Annotated in this window: 15 protein-coding genes; 6 read left to right on the forward strand and 9 right to left on the reverse strand. The window is 70.3% G+C overall.

The features are described from left to right. Nucleotides 1-15 precede the first annotated feature (15 nt). Entirely contained in the window at nucleotides 16-1242 is a 1227-nt protein-coding gene (nadA, locus tag IF651_RS00570) for a quinolinate synthase NadA (protein WP_338403682.1), read from the reverse strand. A gap of 73 nt (nucleotides 1243-1315) precedes the next feature. Here nadA and IF651_RS00575 point away from each other — a divergent pair, with 73 nt between their 5' ends. Continuing rightward, the gene (locus IF651_RS00575; RefSeq protein WP_191827147.1) at nucleotides 1316-2539 is read left to right on the forward strand and encodes a glycerate kinase; all 1224 of its coding nucleotides are present in this window, start codon (nucleotides 1316-1318) and stop codon (nucleotides 2537-2539) included. A 26-nt stretch (nucleotides 2540-2565) separates the two neighbouring features. On the opposite strand, the gene IF651_RS00580 is transcribed toward IF651_RS00575, so the two are convergent. Continuing rightward, on the reverse strand, nucleotides 2566-2994 hold the full coding sequence (locus IF651_RS00580) for a VOC family protein (RefSeq protein ID WP_191827148.1): 429 nt from the start codon (nucleotides 2992-2994) through the stop codon (nucleotides 2566-2568). 183 nt (nucleotides 2995-3177) lie between these two features. Here IF651_RS00580 and erpA point away from each other — a divergent pair, with 183 nt between their 5' ends. Continuing rightward, nucleotides 3178-3528, forward strand: a complete 351-nt coding sequence (gene erpA / locus IF651_RS00585) for an iron-sulfur cluster insertion protein ErpA (RefSeq protein ID WP_191827149.1) — start codon at nucleotides 3178-3180, stop codon at nucleotides 3526-3528. Nucleotides 3529-3630: 102 nt separating this feature from the next. Here erpA and IF651_RS00590 read toward each other — a convergent pair whose 3' ends face one another. After that, a complete protein-coding gene (locus IF651_RS00590; RefSeq protein WP_191827150.1) occupies nucleotides 3631-4776 on the reverse strand; it encodes an aminotransferase class V-fold PLP-dependent enzyme in 1146 nt (381 codons plus the stop codon). A gap of 272 nt (nucleotides 4777-5048) precedes the next feature. Here IF651_RS00590 and ctaC point away from each other — a divergent pair, with 272 nt between their 5' ends. From ctaC to IF651_RS00605, 3 genes are read left to right on the forward strand one after another with little or no spacing between them, the layout of a single operon-like run. Beyond that, the gene (gene ctaC, locus IF651_RS00595) at nucleotides 5049-5969 is read left to right on the forward strand and encodes an aa3-type cytochrome oxidase subunit II (RefSeq protein WP_191827151.1); all 921 of its coding nucleotides are present in this window, start codon (nucleotides 5049-5051) and stop codon (nucleotides 5967-5969) included. After that, on the forward strand, nucleotides 5969-7798 hold the full coding sequence (ctaD, locus tag IF651_RS00600) for an aa3-type cytochrome oxidase subunit I (protein ID WP_191827152.1): 1830 nt from the start codon (nucleotides 5969-5971) through the stop codon (nucleotides 7796-7798). The genes ctaC and ctaD overlap by 1 nt, the downstream gene beginning before the upstream one ends. Next, nucleotides 7795-8193 (forward strand): aa3-type cytochrome oxidase subunit IV, encoded by a 399-nt coding sequence (locus IF651_RS00605; protein ID WP_191827153.1) that lies wholly within the window; start codon nucleotides 7795-7797, stop codon nucleotides 8191-8193. The genes ctaD and IF651_RS00605 overlap by 4 nt, the downstream gene beginning before the upstream one ends. A 303-nt stretch (nucleotides 8194-8496) precedes the next feature. Here IF651_RS00605 and istB read toward each other — a convergent pair whose 3' ends face one another. The 6 genes from istB to ctaE all read right to left on the reverse strand — a co-directional run bounded on the left by istB (nucleotide 8497) and on the right by ctaE (nucleotide 15160). Next, nucleotides 8497-9285, reverse strand: a complete 789-nt coding sequence (gene istB, locus IF651_RS00610) for an IS21-like element helper ATPase IstB (RefSeq protein WP_191827154.1) — start codon at nucleotides 9283-9285, stop codon at nucleotides 8497-8499. After that, complete coding sequence (gene istA / locus IF651_RS00615; protein ID WP_191827155.1) at nucleotides 9285-10508, reverse strand: IS21 family transposase; 1224 nt, start codon at nucleotides 10506-10508, stop codon at nucleotides 9285-9287. The genes istB and istA overlap by 1 nt, the downstream gene beginning before the upstream one ends. Nucleotides 10509-10875: 367 nt before the next feature. Further along, nucleotides 10876-12603, reverse strand: coding sequence for a cytochrome bc1 complex cytochrome b subunit (gene qcrB / locus IF651_RS00620; RefSeq protein WP_191827156.1), 1728 nt, complete (start codon nucleotides 12601-12603; stop codon nucleotides 10876-10878). Further along, nucleotides 12600-13661 (reverse strand): cytochrome bc1 complex Rieske iron-sulfur subunit, encoded by a 1062-nt coding sequence (gene qcrA / locus IF651_RS00625; RefSeq protein WP_422110421.1) that lies wholly within the window; start codon nucleotides 13659-13661, stop codon nucleotides 12600-12602. The genes qcrB and qcrA overlap by 4 nt, the downstream gene beginning before the upstream one ends. Further along, nucleotides 13658-14437 (reverse strand): cytochrome bc1 complex diheme cytochrome c subunit, encoded by a 780-nt coding sequence (gene qcrC / locus IF651_RS00630; RefSeq protein ID WP_191827157.1) that lies wholly within the window; start codon nucleotides 14435-14437, stop codon nucleotides 13658-13660. The genes qcrA and qcrC overlap by 4 nt, the downstream gene beginning before the upstream one ends. 69 nt (nucleotides 14438-14506) lie before the next feature. Next, nucleotides 14507-15160 (reverse strand): aa3-type cytochrome oxidase subunit III, encoded by a 654-nt coding sequence (gene ctaE / locus IF651_RS00635; protein WP_191827158.1) that lies wholly within the window; start codon nucleotides 15158-15160, stop codon nucleotides 14507-14509. 315 nt (nucleotides 15161-15475) lie between these two features. On the opposite strand from ctaE, the gene IF651_RS00640 reads away from it, so the two are divergent. After that, nucleotides 15476-15925 (forward strand): response regulator, encoded by a 450-nt coding sequence (locus IF651_RS00640; protein ID WP_422110431.1) that lies wholly within the window; start codon nucleotides 15476-15478, stop codon nucleotides 15923-15925. The last annotated feature ends 21 nt before the right edge of the window (nucleotides 15926-15946 follow it).

Here is a 15946-nt window from a genome sequence, read left to right on the forward strand (position 1 = left end):
TCCGTCCTGCTCCGGTCAGATCCCCGGCAGGGCGAGCATCTGGTCGAGCGCGACGCGCGCCCAGTGCGCGTCGTCCGCGTCGACGACGATCCGGTTGACCACGCGGCCCGCGACGAGCGACTCCATCGCCCACACGAGGTGCGGCAGGTCGATCCGGTTCATCGTCGAGCAGAAGCACACCGTCGAGTCGAGGTAGTGCACCTGCTTGTCCGGGTGCGCGCGCGCCACGCGGCGCACGAGGTTGAGCTCGGTCCCGATGGCCCACGAGGAGCCGGGCTCCGCGGCGTCGAGCGTCTGGATGATGAACTCCGTCGACCCCACGAGGTCGGCCGCCGTGACGACCTCGTACTTGCACTCCGGGTGCACGAGCACGTTCACGTCGGGCACGGCGGCGCGGACGTCGCTCACGTTCTTCGCAGAGAACCGCCCGTGCACCGAGCAGTGCCCGCGCCACAGGATCATGCGTGCGTCGCGCAGCTCCGCGTCGGTCAGACCGCCGTTCGGCCTGCGCGGGTCGAACACGACGCAGTCGCCCGTCGACATCGCGAGCTTGAGCACCGCGGTGTTGCGGCCCAGGTGCTGGTCGGGGAGGAACAGGACCTTGCCGGTGTCAGGACCCCCGCCCGCAGAGCGTGCTCTGCCGAACGCCCAGCGCAGCGCGACCTCCGCGTTGGACGACGTGCACACCGTCCCGCCGTGGCGACCGGTGAACGCCTTGATCGCCGCCGACGAGTTCATGTACGTCACGGGGATCGTCGAGTCCGCGATCCCGACCTCCTCCAGCACGTCCCACGCGTCCTCGACCTGGTCGATCGCCGCCATGTCCGCCATCGAGCAGCCCGCGGCCAGGTCCGGCAGCACGACCTGCTGCGCGTCGGACGTGAGGATGTCCGCGCTCTCGGCCATGAAGTGCACCCCGCAGAAGAGGATGAACTCCGCCTCGGGCCGCGCGGCCGCCTCGCGCGCGAGCTTGAACGAGTCGCCCGTCACGTCGGCGAAGTCGATGACCTCGTCCCGCTGGTAGTGGTGGCCGAGGACGAACGCGCGCTCGCCCAGCGCAGCGCGCGCGGCCCGCGCCCGCTCCACGAGGTCCGGGTCGCTCGGGGCGGGCAGGTCGCCGACGCACTCCACGCCGCGCTCGGACGCGAGGTCGCGTCCCTGCCCGAGCAGGAGCAGGGCCGAGGAGCTCGGCTCGACGAAACCGCCGCGGGCGGCGTCCAGCAAGGTGCTACCAGTGCTCACCGGTCCATGTTCCCACACGGCCACCCCTGGCCGGCAGACGGTCCACACCCCCGGGGGCTGGCACAATCCCCGCATGCGCGTCCTCGTCGTCGGCTCGCCCGGCCCCACCCTGCCCGACGCCGCGTGGCTCCCCGTCCCCGGGCCGCGCGGCCCCCGGTCGCGGTGGGGCGTCGCAGGCGACGTCCCGTCCTCGCAGGACGTCGCGCGGAGCTGGAGGCAGAGCTCGGGCGCGGGCACGGAGGCGATCACGCTCGCCGCCGTCGGGCAGCCGTTCCTGGACGCGGTCTCCCGCGTCGCACCCGAGGCGCTCGCGGGCGTCGTGGAGGTTCCCGACGGCGCGGACGTGCCCGTGGCCCTGCGCCGGTCCCGCGTCACGGGGACCGTCTACGCCGACGCGTCCCAGCTGCCGGCGGAGCGCGGCGCGGCGCGCGAGGCGGGCACGGATGCGCGCGGCGCGTCCTGGCGGGACGCGCCGCGGTCGTCGGGCGCGGTGGGCCGGCTCGTCGCGCTCGCCGTCGACGCCGCCAGGGCGTCGGACGGACGCCCGGGCCGGGTCGTCCTCGCGACAGGCGGGGCGAGGAGCCACGACGCGGGGGCGGGCATGGTGCGGGTGCTCGCCGGCGAGGTGGCCGACGGCGGCGGGGTCGGGGCGGGTCGGGCGGACGCGGCTCACGAGCTGCGGGCCGCGCGAGACGCGCTGGGAGGAGCACGCCTCGTCGCCGCCGTCGCGACCGACGTCCCGCTGCTCGGCCTGCACGGAGCGAGCGCGACGCTCGCCGACCACGGCGTCGACGGCGCCGTGGCGCAGGACCTCGAGCGCGAGCTCGGAGCCGTGGCGGCCCGCACGGCGGCGGCGGTGGACGGGATCGCCCCCGGCGGCGCGGGCTCCGTCGTCGGGCGCGACCTCCTCGCACGCGCGGACGCGAGGCTCGCCGGGCTCCCGGGCGCGGGCAGCGGGGGAGGGCTCGGGTTCGCCGTCGCGGCGCTCGGCGGCCAGCTGACACCCGCGCTGCACGTCCTCGCGCACGACGTCGGGCTGGACGCGCTCCTGGCCGACGCCGACCTGGCGGTCGTGGTGACCGCGGAGGTCGGAGCGCACGAGCTCGGTGAGGGCGCGGTCCGCGAGGTGGCGGCGCGGGCGGCGCAGCACGCCGTCCCCGTGATCGCCCTGGCGCGGACGGTCGTCGCGGGCCGGCGGGAGCAGGCCGCCGCCGGCCTGAGCGGCACGTACGCATGGGGCGGCGACGATCCCCACGCCCTCGTCGACCGGGTGGCGCGGACCTGGGCGCGCGGGTAGGCGACGGTCCGCCGCTCCGGTCGGATCTACCCGAGGGCGACCGATCCGTCCGGTCCGACGGACCACGCGGGGTTGTGCGCGACCTCCCAGACCAGCCCGTTCGGATCGGCGACGTGCGCATGGAAGACGCCCCCGAACTCTCCTTGCTGCGGGGCCTTGCGGACGGTGCCGCCGGCCGCGACCATCCGGTCGACCAGCGCGATCACCTCGGCGCGCGAGGAGAGGTTCTGCGACAGGGTCAGCCCGGACACGCTCAGGTGCTCCGCCCTGGCACCCTGGTCGCGCGCGAACTTCTCGGCCTGGAAGAACCCGAGCAGCTGCCCGGGTGCGCTCCGGTAGAAGACGATCTCCGCCGGGACGTCCAGCGTCGCCCGCCAGCCGAGCGCGTCGTAGAAGCGACGCGCCGCGTCCAGGTCGGGTGCCGCCACCGTGATGAAGTGCACGTCCTGTCCCATGCCGACCTCTCTCGTCCACCGCTGCGTCGAGCAGCCAGGGTACGAGAGGGTGCGGGCGTACACTCGGGAACAGGTCCGGCCCGCGAAGTGTTGGGACGGCTGACGAGTGACAGACGACCAGCGGTCCACGGACAGAGCCGGTCACCACCGGGGCACTGCTCCCCCCGACAGCGCGGAGACGACATGAGCGAGACCACCGAGATCGCCACCCACGGCGTCAACCTGACCGACTTTGCCGCGGACAAGGTCCGCACCCTTCTCGAGCAGGAGGGGCGCGACGACCTGCGCCTGCGTGTCGCGGTGCAGCCGGGCGGCTGCTCGGGCCTGATCTACCAGCTGTACTTCGACGAGCGCGTCCTCGAGGGCGACGCCCTCCGCGACTACGACGGGGTCGAGGTCGTCGTCGACAAGATGAGCGTCCCCTACCTCGAGGGCGCGACGATCGACTTCGCCGACACGATCGAGAAGCAGGGCTTCACGATCGACAACCCGAACGCGGGCAGCTCCTGCGCGTGCGGCGGTTCCTTCGGCTGAGCCCACGCTCCTCGAGAGCCCGGTCCCCTCGTGGGGCCGGGCTCTCGTCGTCCCTGCGGCCGGAGGCGATCGGTCATGGGGGCGGGCCGGGGCAGGGGGGCGTCACAGGTCGTGCACGCCGAGCATCGCCCGCACGCGGCCGACGGCGCCCGGCAGCGCCGCGAGGAGGCGGTCGACGTCGTCCCCGGTCGTGGAGCGGTCCAGGGCCACCCGGACGTTGCCGTGCGTGAGCACGCCCATCGCTGCGAGGACGTGGGACGGCTCCAGCGTGCTCGACGTGCAGGCCGAGCCCGAGCCCACGGCGATCCCCTCCCGGTCGAGCTCGGTGAGCAGCGCCTCGCCGTCGACGTAGAGGAACGAGAATGTCACGACGTGCGGGAGCCGGTCCGTGGGGTCGCCGACGACCTCGACGCCAGGGATCGTCGCGACCCGCTCGCGGATCCGGTCCACGAGCGCCCGACGACGCACGTCCTGCTCCACCAGGTCGCCCAGCACGGCCTGCAGGCCGACCGCGGCCGCGAAGGCCGCCGGGACGCTCACGCCGCCGGGCGCGAGCGGGTCGGGGTCCTCCGGCCAGGGGCTGCGGCGGCGCACGCGCGAACGGATCGCGAGCACCCCGACGCCGGGGGCAGCACCCCAGTCGCCCGGGTCGGCGGCGAGCGCGTCCCACGCCGGGGGGACCACGACGTGCCCGATGCCCGCGCCGGCGTCCACGAGCAGGGGTGCCCCGGTGCGGCGGAGCCCGGCGTGGACGGCCTCGACCGGCTGCCGCGTGCCGACCTCGCCGTTCGCGAGCTGGAGCGCGGCGAGCGCGACATCGGGACCCGCGGCAGCCCCGATCACCTGCTCCGGGGCGACGCGACCGAGGCGGTCGACGGGGACGACGACGCGCTCGAGGCCGTCGTGCTCCGCCGCGGCGAGGACCGCGGCGCGCTCGACGGAGCCCACGACGACCCGGTGCCCGGCACGACGGCGCCCGCCCGCGAGGGCGAGGACCGCGGTGTGCAGGGACGCGGTGTGCGAGCCGGTGAGCACGATCTCCTCCGTCCGGCATCCGAGGGACGCCGCCAGGGCCTCGCGCGCGCCGTCGAGCAGCGCCCTGGCGCGACGTCCCTCGGCGTGCAGACGACGCGGGTCGGCCCACCCGTCGTCGAGCGCCTGGAGGAACGCCTCGCGGGCCAGCGGGTGCCAGGGCGCGCGACCGGCGTTGTCCAGGTACAGCCGGTGCGGTGGGGTGGTGTGCGTCACAGGGCCTCCCGTCGGAACTGCCCCGAACGCTACCGCCGGGCCCTGCGGACGGCGCCGGAGCCGACGAAAGTGGGAAGGATCTGACAGACCTCGGCAGGCTGTGGCGAACGTGCCGGTGCGGTCCCGGTGAGGGGCGTCCGCATCCGCCGGAGGTGCGCGTCCTGGCGCACCAAGGCCCGGATCGCGCGCTAGGCTTCGTGTGTCGAGGACGAAGGTCCTGTGCTGGGTCCGTGGAGACGGGACGGTGCGGGACGTGACGTGAAAGGCCCCCCTTGCACTCGCAATCACCTAGCCGCACACGGCGCACCATCCTGCGGGCGACGGCACTTGCCGTCGCCGTCGCGGCGGTGGCGTCCGGCTGTGCCAGCGACACGGTCCAGCGTGGGTACCTCCCCGGATACGACGACGGGGAGGTGACCGACCAGACTGCCCGGATCACCTCGTTGTGGACCGGCTCCTGGATCGCCGCGCTCGTCGTCGGCGTCATCACGTGGGGCCTGATGCTGTGGTGCATCGCTGCCTACCGGAAGCGCAAGGACGACCACGTCCTGCCCGTCCAGACGCGGTACCACCTGCCGCTCGAGATCATGTACACGGCCGTGCCGATCCTGATGATCCTCGTGCTGTTCGTGTTCACCGACCGCGACATCAACGCGATCCAGGACCCGGACGCCGAGTCCGACATCACGATCGAGGTCATCGGCAAGCAGTGGAGCTGGGACTTCAACTACGTCGACGAGGACGTCTACGAGTCCGGTGAGCAGGTCACCGACGTCGCCGGGACGCTGACCGAGGACGCTGAGATCGACGGAGTCCCGGGCACGTCCGAGGAGATGCCCACGCTGTACCTCCCGGTCGACGAGACCGTGAAGTTCGAGCTCCGCTCGCGCGACGTCATCCACTCGTTCTGGATCCCCGCGTTCCTCTACAAGCAGGACATGATCCCCTACCGCGAGAACTCGTTCGTCGTCACCCCGACGCGTGAGGGGGTCTACGCCGGCAAGTGCGCCGAGCTCTGCGGTGAGTACCACTCGGGGATGCTGTTCAACGTCAAGGTCGTCGACCGCGCGGAGTTCGACGCGGCGATGGACGAGCTGCGGGACAAGGGCCAGGAGGGGCAGCTCCCGGTCGAGGGCTACAGCCGCCTCCAGGACCCGCAGTCCACCGCGGCAACCACGGAGGGTGAGAACTGATGGTCGCGCAGGTTGAGCAGATCCCCGGCCTGGCGCCGCAGCGTCAGACCCTGGGGCGGACCGTCATCAAGTGGGTGACGTCCACCGACCACAAGACGATCGGGTACATGTACCTGATCACGTCGTTCATCTTCTTCTGCATCGGCGGCCTCATGGCCCTGGTGATCCGCGCCGAGCTCTTCGAGCCGGGCATCCAGATCGTGCAGAGCAAGGAGCAGTACAACCAGCTCTTCACGATGCACGGCACGATCATGCTGCTGCTGTTCGCGACCCCGCTCTTCGCCGGCTTCGCGAACGTCATCATGCCCCTGCAGATCGGCGCACCCGACGTCGCGTTCCCGCGGCTCAACATGTTCGCGTACTGGCTCTACCTCTTCGGTGGGCTGATCGCCTCCGCCGGCTTCTTCACGCCGCAGGGTGCGGCCTCGTTCGGGTGGTTCGCCTACGCGCCGCTGTCGAACACGACCTTCAGTCCGGGCCTCGGGGGAGACCTCTGGGTGTTCGGTCTGGCACTCGCAGGGTTCGGGACCATCCTGGGTGCGGTCAACTTCATCACCACCGTCATCACCATGCGAGCGCCGGGCATGACGATGTTCCGCATGCCGATCTTCAGCTGGAACATCCTCGTCACCAGCCTGCTCGTGCTCATGGCGTTCCCGCCCCTGGCCGCCGCGCTGTTCGCGCTCGGTGCCGACCGGCGGCTCGGGGCGCAGGTCTTCAACCCGGAGAACGGCGGCGCCATCCTGTGGCAGCACCTGTTCTGGTTCTTCGGCCACCCGGAGGTCTACATCATCGCGCTGCCGTTCTTCGGCATCGTGACCGAGATCTTCCCCGTCTTCAGCCGCAAGCCGATCTTCGGCTACAAGGGGCTCGTCTATGCGACGATCGCGATCGCCGCGCTGTCCGTGACGGTCTGGGCGCACCACATGTACGTCACGGGCGCGGTCCTGCTCCCGTTCTTCGCGCTCATGACGATGCTCATCGCCGTACCGACGGGTGTGAAGTTCTTCAACTGGATCGGCACCCTGTGGCGAGGAAAGCTCACGTTCGAGACCCCGATGCTCTGGTCGATCGGCTTCCTCGTCACGTTCCTCTTCGGCGGGCTGACGGGCATCATCCTGTCGAGCCCCGCGCTGGACTTCCACGTGTCCGACTCGTACTTCGTCGTCGCGCACTTCCACTACGTGGTGTTCGGCACCGTCGTGTTCGCCATGTTCGCGGGCTTCTACTTCTGGTGGCCCAAGTTCACCGGGCGCATGCTCAACGAGCGGCTCGGCAAGGTCCACTTCTGGATGCTGTTCGTCGGTTTCCACATGACCTTCCTCATCCAGCACTGGCTCGGCGTCGAGGGCATGCCCCGCCGCTACGCGGACTACGGGCCGTCGGACGGTTTCACCTGGGAGAACCAGGTGTCGACGGTCGGGGCGTTCCTCCTCGCGGCCTCGACGCTCCCGTTCCTGTGGAACGTCTACACGACCTGGCGCAACGCGCCGAAGGTCGAGGTCGACGACCCCTGGGGCTACGGTCGCTCGCTCGAGTGGGCGACGAGCTGTCCGCCGCCACGCCACAACTTCACGTCGCTCCCGCGCATCCGTTCCGAGTCGCCGGCGTTCGACCTGCACCACCCCGAGGTGGCCGCCATGGATCACGCCGAGCCCAGCCCGACGGTGCTCGAGCGGGTGTACGGGGAGGCCGACCGTCGGGGCGAGAAGAACATCGCACTGGACCGGCTGAGCGGTGCCGAGGAGTCGAGCGGCTCCACGACGACGGTGATCATCGACGAGCCGCGTCCGGGCTCGCAGGACGAGAGCGAGGGTGAGTCGAAGTGAAGGTCGAGTTCAAGTTCTTCCTCCTGGTGACGCCGTTCTTCGCCGTCGTCGCCCTGATCTACGGGCTGTGGAGCGGGTGGGAGCCGGTGGGTTCCGTCGGCCTCATCCTCACGTCCGCCCTGGTCGGCATGATCGGTGGCTACCTCTGGCTGACGGCCAAGCGGATCGATCCGCGACCTGAGGACGACCCGGACGGACTCGTCGAGCAGGGCGCCGGAGACCAGGGTGTCTACGCACCGTGGAGCTGGTGGCCGCTGGCTATCGGGTCCGCCGCTGCCGTGACCTTCCTCGGCCTCGCGGTCGGCTGGTGGCTCGTCTACGTCGGGGTCGCGATCGGTGCGGTGGCGCTCGTCGGCTGGGTCTTCGAGTTCTCCCGCGGGCAGCACGCGCACTGAGTCACACCCGCCCGATCATCGGGCAAGAGCTTCATCGTCGGGCCCGGCACCTCTCACAGGTGCCGGGCCCGACGTGCAGGTGGGGCTCCTGTGCAGTCCACGATCGCGCGACCGGGCTCCGACGGGTCCAGCGTCTCGACCGCAGGGCTGCGCGACAGGGCGGGAGGGCTGCGCGACAGGGGCGGGACGCACCGCAGGAGACCGGGCGCTGGTGCTCGGCTGCGGATCGACAGTCGTGTGTCAACGACGGCTGAAAATGAACCCCCTGGCGACGTCTGAAAGTGGACCCCTCTCGTTGGTTGTTCAGTCGGTTGTGGCCGCGGGCGGGCGCCCGAGGTCGCGGTTCTTGAGCCGGTAGGACTCGCCCTTGAGGGCGATGACGTCGGCGTGGTGGACGAGGCGGTCGATCATCGCGGCGGCGACGGTGTCGTCGCCGAAGACCTCGCCCCAGCGCCCGAAGGGTTTGTTGGAGGTCACGATCAGGGACGCTCGTTCGTAGCGGGACGAGACGAGCTGGAAGAACAGGTTCGCGGCTTCGGGTTCGAAGGGGATGTAGCCGACCTCGTCGATGACGAGCAGCGGGTAGCGGCCCAGGCGGCGTAGCTCGTCTTGGAGCCGTCCGTCGTGGTGCGCGGTCGCGAGCCGGTCGACCCACTGTGAGGCGGTCGCGAACTGGACGCGGTGGCCCGCTTGGCAGGCGCGGACCGCGATGCCGGTCGCCAGGTGGGTCTTGCCGGTGCCGGGTGGTCCGAGGAACACCACGTTCTCGCGGGCCGCCACGAAGTCCAGGGTTCCGAGGTGGGCGATCTGGTCGCGGGCCAGTCCGCGGGCGTGCTCGAAGTCGAAGTCCTCCAACGACTTGCGGCCCGGGAACCTCGCGGCGCGGATGCGTCCCTCCCCGCCGTGGGCCTCGCGGGCAGCGACCTCGCGTTGCAGGCAGGCCGCGAGGAACTCCTCGTGGGTCCAGGACTCGGCCCGCGCCCGTTCGGCCAGCCGCCCGACCGCGTCGCGCAACGTCGGTGCTTTCATCGCGCGGGTCAAGAACGCGAGCTCGCTGGTCATGTCACGGGCCGCGGTCTTGGTGGCGGGCATCAGGCCACGTCCGTCAGGCCGAACGCGGCGTCGTAGGCGGCAAGGTCGCGCTGCTCGACTTCGTCGGTGGGCGGGGCCGGCGGACGGTGCGCCGCGGCGGTCGACATTGCCAGGGCGGCGGTCTTGTGGGCTGGGTCGGTGATCGTCTGCCAGCGTGCCCAGCACCGGGCATGCTCAGCGACGGTCTTGGTCCCGAGACGGACCGTGACGCGCTCAAGGTCGGCGACGACCTCGACGAACCGGCCGACCGCGACGGGGTCCACCGAGTAGTCGTTCGAGCCCAGGCGCACGTAGTGGTCACGAGGCAACCGGACTCGCGTGCGCCAACCCAGCGCCGGAGCCACCGGCGGCAGCGTGAGCATCGACTCACGGTCGGCCGTCCACCGGTCGGCCGGTCGACAGCCCAGCGCCCGGTGCTGACGGGCGTTCGCGACCGGCAGCCAGTCGGCCAGCTGGGCGTTGAAGTCGTCGGGCCCGGTGAACGTCCGCCCGGGCAGGAACGAGGTCTCCAGGTACCCGTTCGCGCGTTCGACCAGCCCTTTGGCTTCGGGGTCGCGCGGTCGGCATTGATGGACCCCGACCCCCAGGACCCCGCGGAACGCTTCGAAATCCTCAGTGAGCTTCGGCTTGCCAGCCCGCCAGGACCCGACCGCGGACTCGTTGTCCCAGACCAGTTCGCGGGCAACCGCGTCCATCTCCAGCAGCAGCCGCCAGTGCCCGGCGATCAGGTCCGCGGCCTGCCGCGAGGGCAGCATCGTGGCGAACATCATCCGCGAGTAGCCCGCGACCATCACCAGCACCGGCGGGGAGCCGACCTGCCCCGCCCCGAGCGGGACGTCTACCGGCGGAAACCACAGGTCGCACTGCAACCGGTGCCCCGGCTCATAGCTCGTGCGCGAAGCCGGGTCCGGCGGCAGGTAGTACGGGCGCAGCGCCCGCACCCGGTCCTTCAGGACCGTCAACGAGTGCGTCCAGCCGATCCGCTGCGCGATCACCGTCGCCGGCATCGTCGGGCACGTGACCAGTAACCCGCGGATGACTGGTTCGACCTCGTCGACCAGCGACCCCTTGGCCGCCCGCACGTACTTCGGCGGCGCGTCCCTGGCCAACGCGCGCCGCACCGAGTTCCTCGAGACACCCAGCCGACGCACGATCGCCTTGATCGCCATCCCCTCGACCCGGTTCAGCCGCCGGATCTCCGCCCAGTCCTCCACGGTCATCACCCTCCTCAGCCTGGCCGAAGGGGGTCCATTTTCAGCCGTCGCTCAGGGGTCAGTCTTCACGCGTCGTCGACACCGTGGCCCGGATCCGCTGGCGCGACCTCGGCGGATCTGTTCTCCGCGGTCGTCGCCGCTGCACCCTGGCAATCCGCTGGCCCGGTCGGATCCAGGATGGCCGCTGCAGCACTCGACCTGTCAGCGTCGGGGGGACGGCTCCGCGCAGCAGAGTCGAGCCGGTCCTCCCGGATGTTGCTACCGAGTCCCTGTTCGGCGCGCGTGATGGCGTCCGACAACGACGACGGCCCGCGTCCGCCGCACCCAGGCAGCTGGGGCGTGCGGTCGCGGGCCGTCGTGCGTCAGCGGCCGTGCGTCAGTGGCGCGGCGGCCCGTCGTTCTCGGCGTCGGGCTCGACCAGGTCGCGTCCGCCGCCCACGGCGGCGCCCGACGTGATCTCGACGTGCTCACCACCCGCGATGGCGTCGTGCTCGCCGTGGGAGTGCGCTGCCGCGAGCTCGGCCGGTGTCACGGGCTCGATCCGGTCCTCGTAGAAGAACCGGGAGAGACGCTGCATGCGCTTGTCCTGCGCATAGCCCTTGCGGCGCACCCCGCGCGAGTCCGTCGCAGGTTCGACCTCGAGCGGGGTGTGTGCCGAGTAGTTCACACGGAGCCAACGCTCCTGCTCGTCGAGAGGGCGGTGGACCTCGATGTACTCGCCGTTGGCGAACCGCACGATGCGACCGGTCTCGTGCCCGTGCAGGACCAGCTCGCGGTCCTTGCGCTGCAGCCCGAGGCAGATGCGCTTCGTGATCCAGAACCCGAACCACGGGCCCACGAAGATCAGCACGCGGAACACCCACGTGATCGTGTTGATCGACATGTGGAAGTGGGTCGCGATGAGGTCGTTCGACCCGGCGAGCGCCAGGATGATGAAGGCGGTCAGGAACGCCACGCCGAGCCCGGTGCGCACCGGGACGTTGCGCGGACGGTCGAGCACGTGGTGCTCGCGCTTGTCCTTCGTGACGGCGGCCTCGAGGAACGGATAGACGAAGAGGAACGTGAACAGGATCCCCGGGACGACCACGGCAGGGATGAGGACGTTCAGAGAGACCGTCCAGTCGCCCCACATCACGAACTCTGCGCCCCCGGGCATGAGTCTGAGCGAGCCTTCGAGGAAGAGCATGTACCAGTCGGGTTGTGCGCCGGCCGAGACCGGCGACGGGTCGAACGGGCCGTAGCTCCAGACGTTGTTGATCGCCATCGTCGCACCCATCAGCGCGAGGATGCCGAACACGATGAAGAAGAAGCCGCCGGCCTTCGCCGTGTACACCGGGAAGAGGGGGTAGCCGACGACGTTCTTGTCGGTCCGGCCGCCGCCCGGGTACTGCGTGTGCTTGTGGAGCACCACGAAGAACAGGTGGAGCGCCACCAGGGCGAGGATCAGCCCCGGGATCAGGAAGATGTGCACCGTGAACAGGCGCGGGATGATGTCGTCGCCCGGGAACTCGCCGCCGAAGATGAAGTACGACAGGTACGAGCCGATGAGCGGGATCGACTTGACCACGCCGTCCGTGATGCGCAGACCGTTGCCGGAGAGGACGTCGTCCGGGAGCGAGTAGCCCGAGAAGCCCGCGAGGAGCCCGAGGATCATGAGCAGCGTGCCCACGAGCCAGTTCAGCTCGCGCGGCTTGCGGAATGCTCCGGTGAAGAAGACGCGCATCATGTGCGTCACGATCGCTGCCATGAAGATCAGCGCGGCCCAGTGGTGGATCTGGCGCATGAGCAGCCCGCCGCGGACCTCGAAGGAGGTGTGCAGCGTGGAGGCGAAGGCGTCGGACATGAGCTGCCCGTCCATCGTGGCGGGCGGTCCGTGGTACTCGACCAGCGCCATGCTGGGCACGAAGAACATCGTGAGGAAGACGCCGGTGATGATCAGGATGATGAACGAGTAGAGGGCGATCTCACCGAGGAGGAACGACCAGTGGTCGGGGAAGACCTTGCGCGCGAACTCCTTGACCGCGGATCCGACGCTCGTCCTCTGGTCGAGGTAGTCGGCCGCCTTGCCCGCACGGGTAGTGGGTGCGTTGCCGTTGCTGCTCACTTGAGTCGCTCCCAAAAGCTCGGGCCGATGGGCTCGTGGAAGTCGCTCTGTGCGACCAGGTAGCCCTCGTCGTCAACGGTGATCGGCAGCTGCGGCAGCGGTCGCTTCGCAGGACCGAAGACCACCTTCGCACCGTCCGCCACGTCGAACGTCGACTGGTGGCAGGGGCACAGCAGGTGGTGCGTCTGCTGCTCGTAGAGAGCCACGGGACAGCCGACATGAGTACAGACCTTCGAGAAGGCCACGATACCGTCGTAGGACCATGTCTCGCCCGCGGGCGACTGGTCGGCCTTCAGGTCGCGCGGGTCGAGGCGGACGAGCAGGACGATCGCCTTCGACTTCTCGGTGATCCACTCGTGCGTCTCGCGCTCTGCCGCCTCGACGTCCGGGATGATGTGGACGACGGACCCGATCGTCACGTCGGCGGCCTTGATCGGGCGGCCCGACGGGTCGATCGCGAGCCTGGTCCCGGGCTCCCACATCGTGTGCTTGAGCTTCGAGACGTTCCAGTCACCGCCGACGCTGCTCACCAGCGGCACGGCGATCGTCAGCGGGAACAGCGCGAGCGCAGAGATCATCGCGCCCTTGAGCACTCCGCGACGACCGATGTTCGCGTCGTCAGCACCTGCCGTCAGCTCCGCGATCGCGCCCTGGCGCGTCTCGGCGTCGCTGGCGATCGCGTGGCGCTCGTCGACCTTCTCGTGGTCCGACATCAGTGCCTTCGCCCAGTGCACCGCGCCGAGGCCGATGCCGAGCAGTGCGAATGCCATGGCGAGCCCGAGGCTGAGTGTCGACGTCCGCACGCCGGCGGTGGTGCCGTCCGGCCGGAACGCGAAGTAGAAGATCAGCGAGGCGATCGTGCCGAGGATCGAGACCATGAAGAGGAGCACGACCTGGCGCTCCGCGCGCTTGGCCGCCTTCGGGTCACGGTCGGACATGCGGCTCTGGTGCTCGGGCATGCCGGGATCAGGGAACCGCTCCAGGGTGCCGTGCTCCTCGCGGTGCCCCACCTCACGGTGCGAGGACTCCGGGGAACGCGGGTTCTTGTAGTCGCTCACGAGGACTTCGCTCCGATCCACACAGCGGCGCCGATCAGCAGGCCCATGCCCACGATCCACGCCCACAGGCCTTCGCTGACGGGGCCGAGCGATCCGAGCGTGAGCCCGCCCGCGGAACCGTCACGCTGCTCGTCCAGGTAGGCGATGATGTCGCGCTTCTCCTCAGGCGTCACCGTCGCGTCGTTGAACACGGGCATCGACTGCGGACCCGTGAGCATCGCCTGGTAGATGTTGCGCTCGGAGGTGTCCCACAGCGGGGGGGCGAACTTGCCCTCCGAGAGGGCGCCACCGGCGCCGACGGCGTTGTGGCACATCGCGCAGTTGGTCCGGAACAGCGAGGCACCGCTGGACGGGTCGCCGAGCTCCGCGTCGACCTGCTCGTCCGTCGGGATGGCCGGTCCGGCTCCGAGCGAGGCGACGTACGCGGCGAGCTGCCCGGTCTGCTCCTCGTCGAACTGCGGCGGCTTCGCGATCGCCTGCGGGCCGTTCATCTGCATGGGCATCCGGCCCGTGGACACCTGGAAGTCGACCGCGGCGGCGCCGACGCCCACGAGCGAGGGCGCCGTCGACGAGCCCTCGGCGTTGGGGCCGTGGCACGTGGCGCAGTTGGCCTGGAACAGCTTCTGGCCGGTCTCGATGTCCTCGGTGCTGGCGGTCTCGGCGTTCGCCGGTGTCGGCGCGAACGCGGCGTACACGCCGCCGGTGACCAGCAGCGCCAGCAGCAGCAGCACGACCGGTGCGAACCGGTGGTGCCTGCGGGCGGCGAGTGCCTTCACGGAATGATCCTCGTCTCGCAAGGTTGGGGGAGCAGGGGCGGGAGGCGGGCGCGGCCCGCGGTCAGCAGGTCAGTACGGCAGCAGGTAGATCACACCGAACAGGGCGATCCACACGACGTCGACGAAGTGCCAGTAGTAGGACGTCACGATGCCGGTCGTGGCCTCGTGGTGCCCGAAGTTCTTGGCCGAGAACGACCGGCCGAGCAGGAACAGGAAGGCGAGCAGACCCCCGACGACGTGCAGACCGTGGAAGCCGGTCGTCAGGTAGAACACCGAACCGTAGGCGGACGAGGAGATGGTCACGCCGTGCTCGACGAGCTCGGCGTACTCGAAGACCTGACCGCCGATGAAGAACGCACCCATGAGGAACGTGAGCGTCATCCACTCGTTCATGCCCCACAGGTTCACCTGGAACACCGACCCCGTGCGCACCGGCTGGAACCGCTCTGCCTTCCACACGCCCATCTGGCACGTCACCGACGACAGCACCAGGACGGTCGTGTTGATGGCGGCGTACCCGAGGTTGAGATGGTCCGCCTGCGCGATCCACTCCTCCGCGGGCATCGTCGAGCGGACCGTGAAGTACATCGCGAACAGGCCTGCGAAGAACATGAGCTCGCTGGCCAGCCACACGATCGTCCCGACCGACACGGGGTTCGGTCGGTTGACGCTCACGTGCTGATGGGCGTGGGGGGCAGCCGTTGCGGTCGACACAGTTGCCATTATGGCCGACGACGGCCCGGTTCGTGGAACCGAGAGTCGGTGGACGGCGCGGTGAATCTCACAATGTCTCCAGATCCTCCCACCGAGACCTGCACTTGGTGACGGATCGGTACGAAGTGCCGTGAAACTGGACCCTGCTGCGGTCGCTCGGGAGCGTTCGTCCGTCCATGCTCCGCCACGCAGTCCGCCACGCCCGCGAGACCCGGGGGTGTCGGCGGACGCGGTGCCGTGCCAAGATGCCAACGGCGGCCGACGGCAGCCGTCGGACACCTCGACCGGGGTCGTCCGGCCAGCCCTGACGAGCGAAGGATGACGATGACGACGATGTCGACGTCCGTGACGGCCACGACGGAGCACGGCGAGGTCGAGACGGAGCCCTCGCCGCGCGTCCTGCTGTACAGCGACGACAGCACGGTGCGCGAGCAGGTGCGGCTGGCGGTCGGTCGGCGCCTGCGCGGGGGTGGTCCCGACATCGAGTGGCTCGAGGTCGCCACACCTGCGGCTGTCCTGACGGCAGCCGACGCCGGTGGCTGGGACCTCCTGGTGCTCGACGGCGAGGCGGACAAGGCCGGCGGCATGGGCCTGTGCCGCCAGCTCAAGAACGAGATCTACCGTTGCCCGCCCGTCCTGGTACTCACCGGCAGGCCGCAGGACGGTTGGCTAGCATCGTGGTCTCTCGCCGACGACGCGGTGCCGCGACCCTTCGACGCGATGGAGCTGCAGCGCTCGGTGCGAGACCTGCTGGACGCCGTCGGCGCCCGCTGACAGCCCGAACGAAAGGTTTCG

Source organism: Cellulosimicrobium arenosum (assembly GCF_014837295.1).
GTDB classification, from domain to species: Bacteria; Actinomycetota; Actinomycetes; order Actinomycetales; family Cellulomonadaceae; genus Cellulosimicrobium; species Cellulosimicrobium arenosum.

Excerpts from the sequence above, each read along its gene's own strand:
- IF651_RS00575 (WP_191827147.1), top strand. The coding sequence starts at position 1,316 with ATGCGCGTCCTCGTCGTCGGCTCGCCCGGCCCCACCCTGCCCGACGCC.
- IF651_RS00580 (WP_191827148.1), bottom strand. The coding sequence starts at position 2,994 with ATGGGACAGGACGTGCACTTCATCACGGTGGCGGCACCCGACCTGGAC.
- erpA (WP_191827149.1), top strand. The coding sequence starts at position 3,178 with ATGAGCGAGACCACCGAGATCGCCACCCACGGCGTCAACCTGACCGAC.
- ctaD (WP_191827152.1), top strand. The coding sequence starts at position 5,969 with ATGGTCGCGCAGGTTGAGCAGATCCCCGGCCTGGCGCCGCAGCGTCAG.
- istB (WP_191827154.1), bottom strand. The coding sequence starts at position 9,285 with ATGCCCGCCACCAAGACCGCGGCCCGTGACATGACCAGCGAGCTCGCG.
- ctaE (WP_191827158.1), bottom strand. The coding sequence starts at position 15,160 with ATGGCAACTGTGTCGACCGCAACGGCTGCCCCCCACGCCCATCAGCAC.
- IF651_RS00640 (WP_422110431.1), top strand. The coding sequence starts at position 15,476 with ATGACGACGATGTCGACGTCCGTGACGGCCACGACGGAGCACGGCGAG.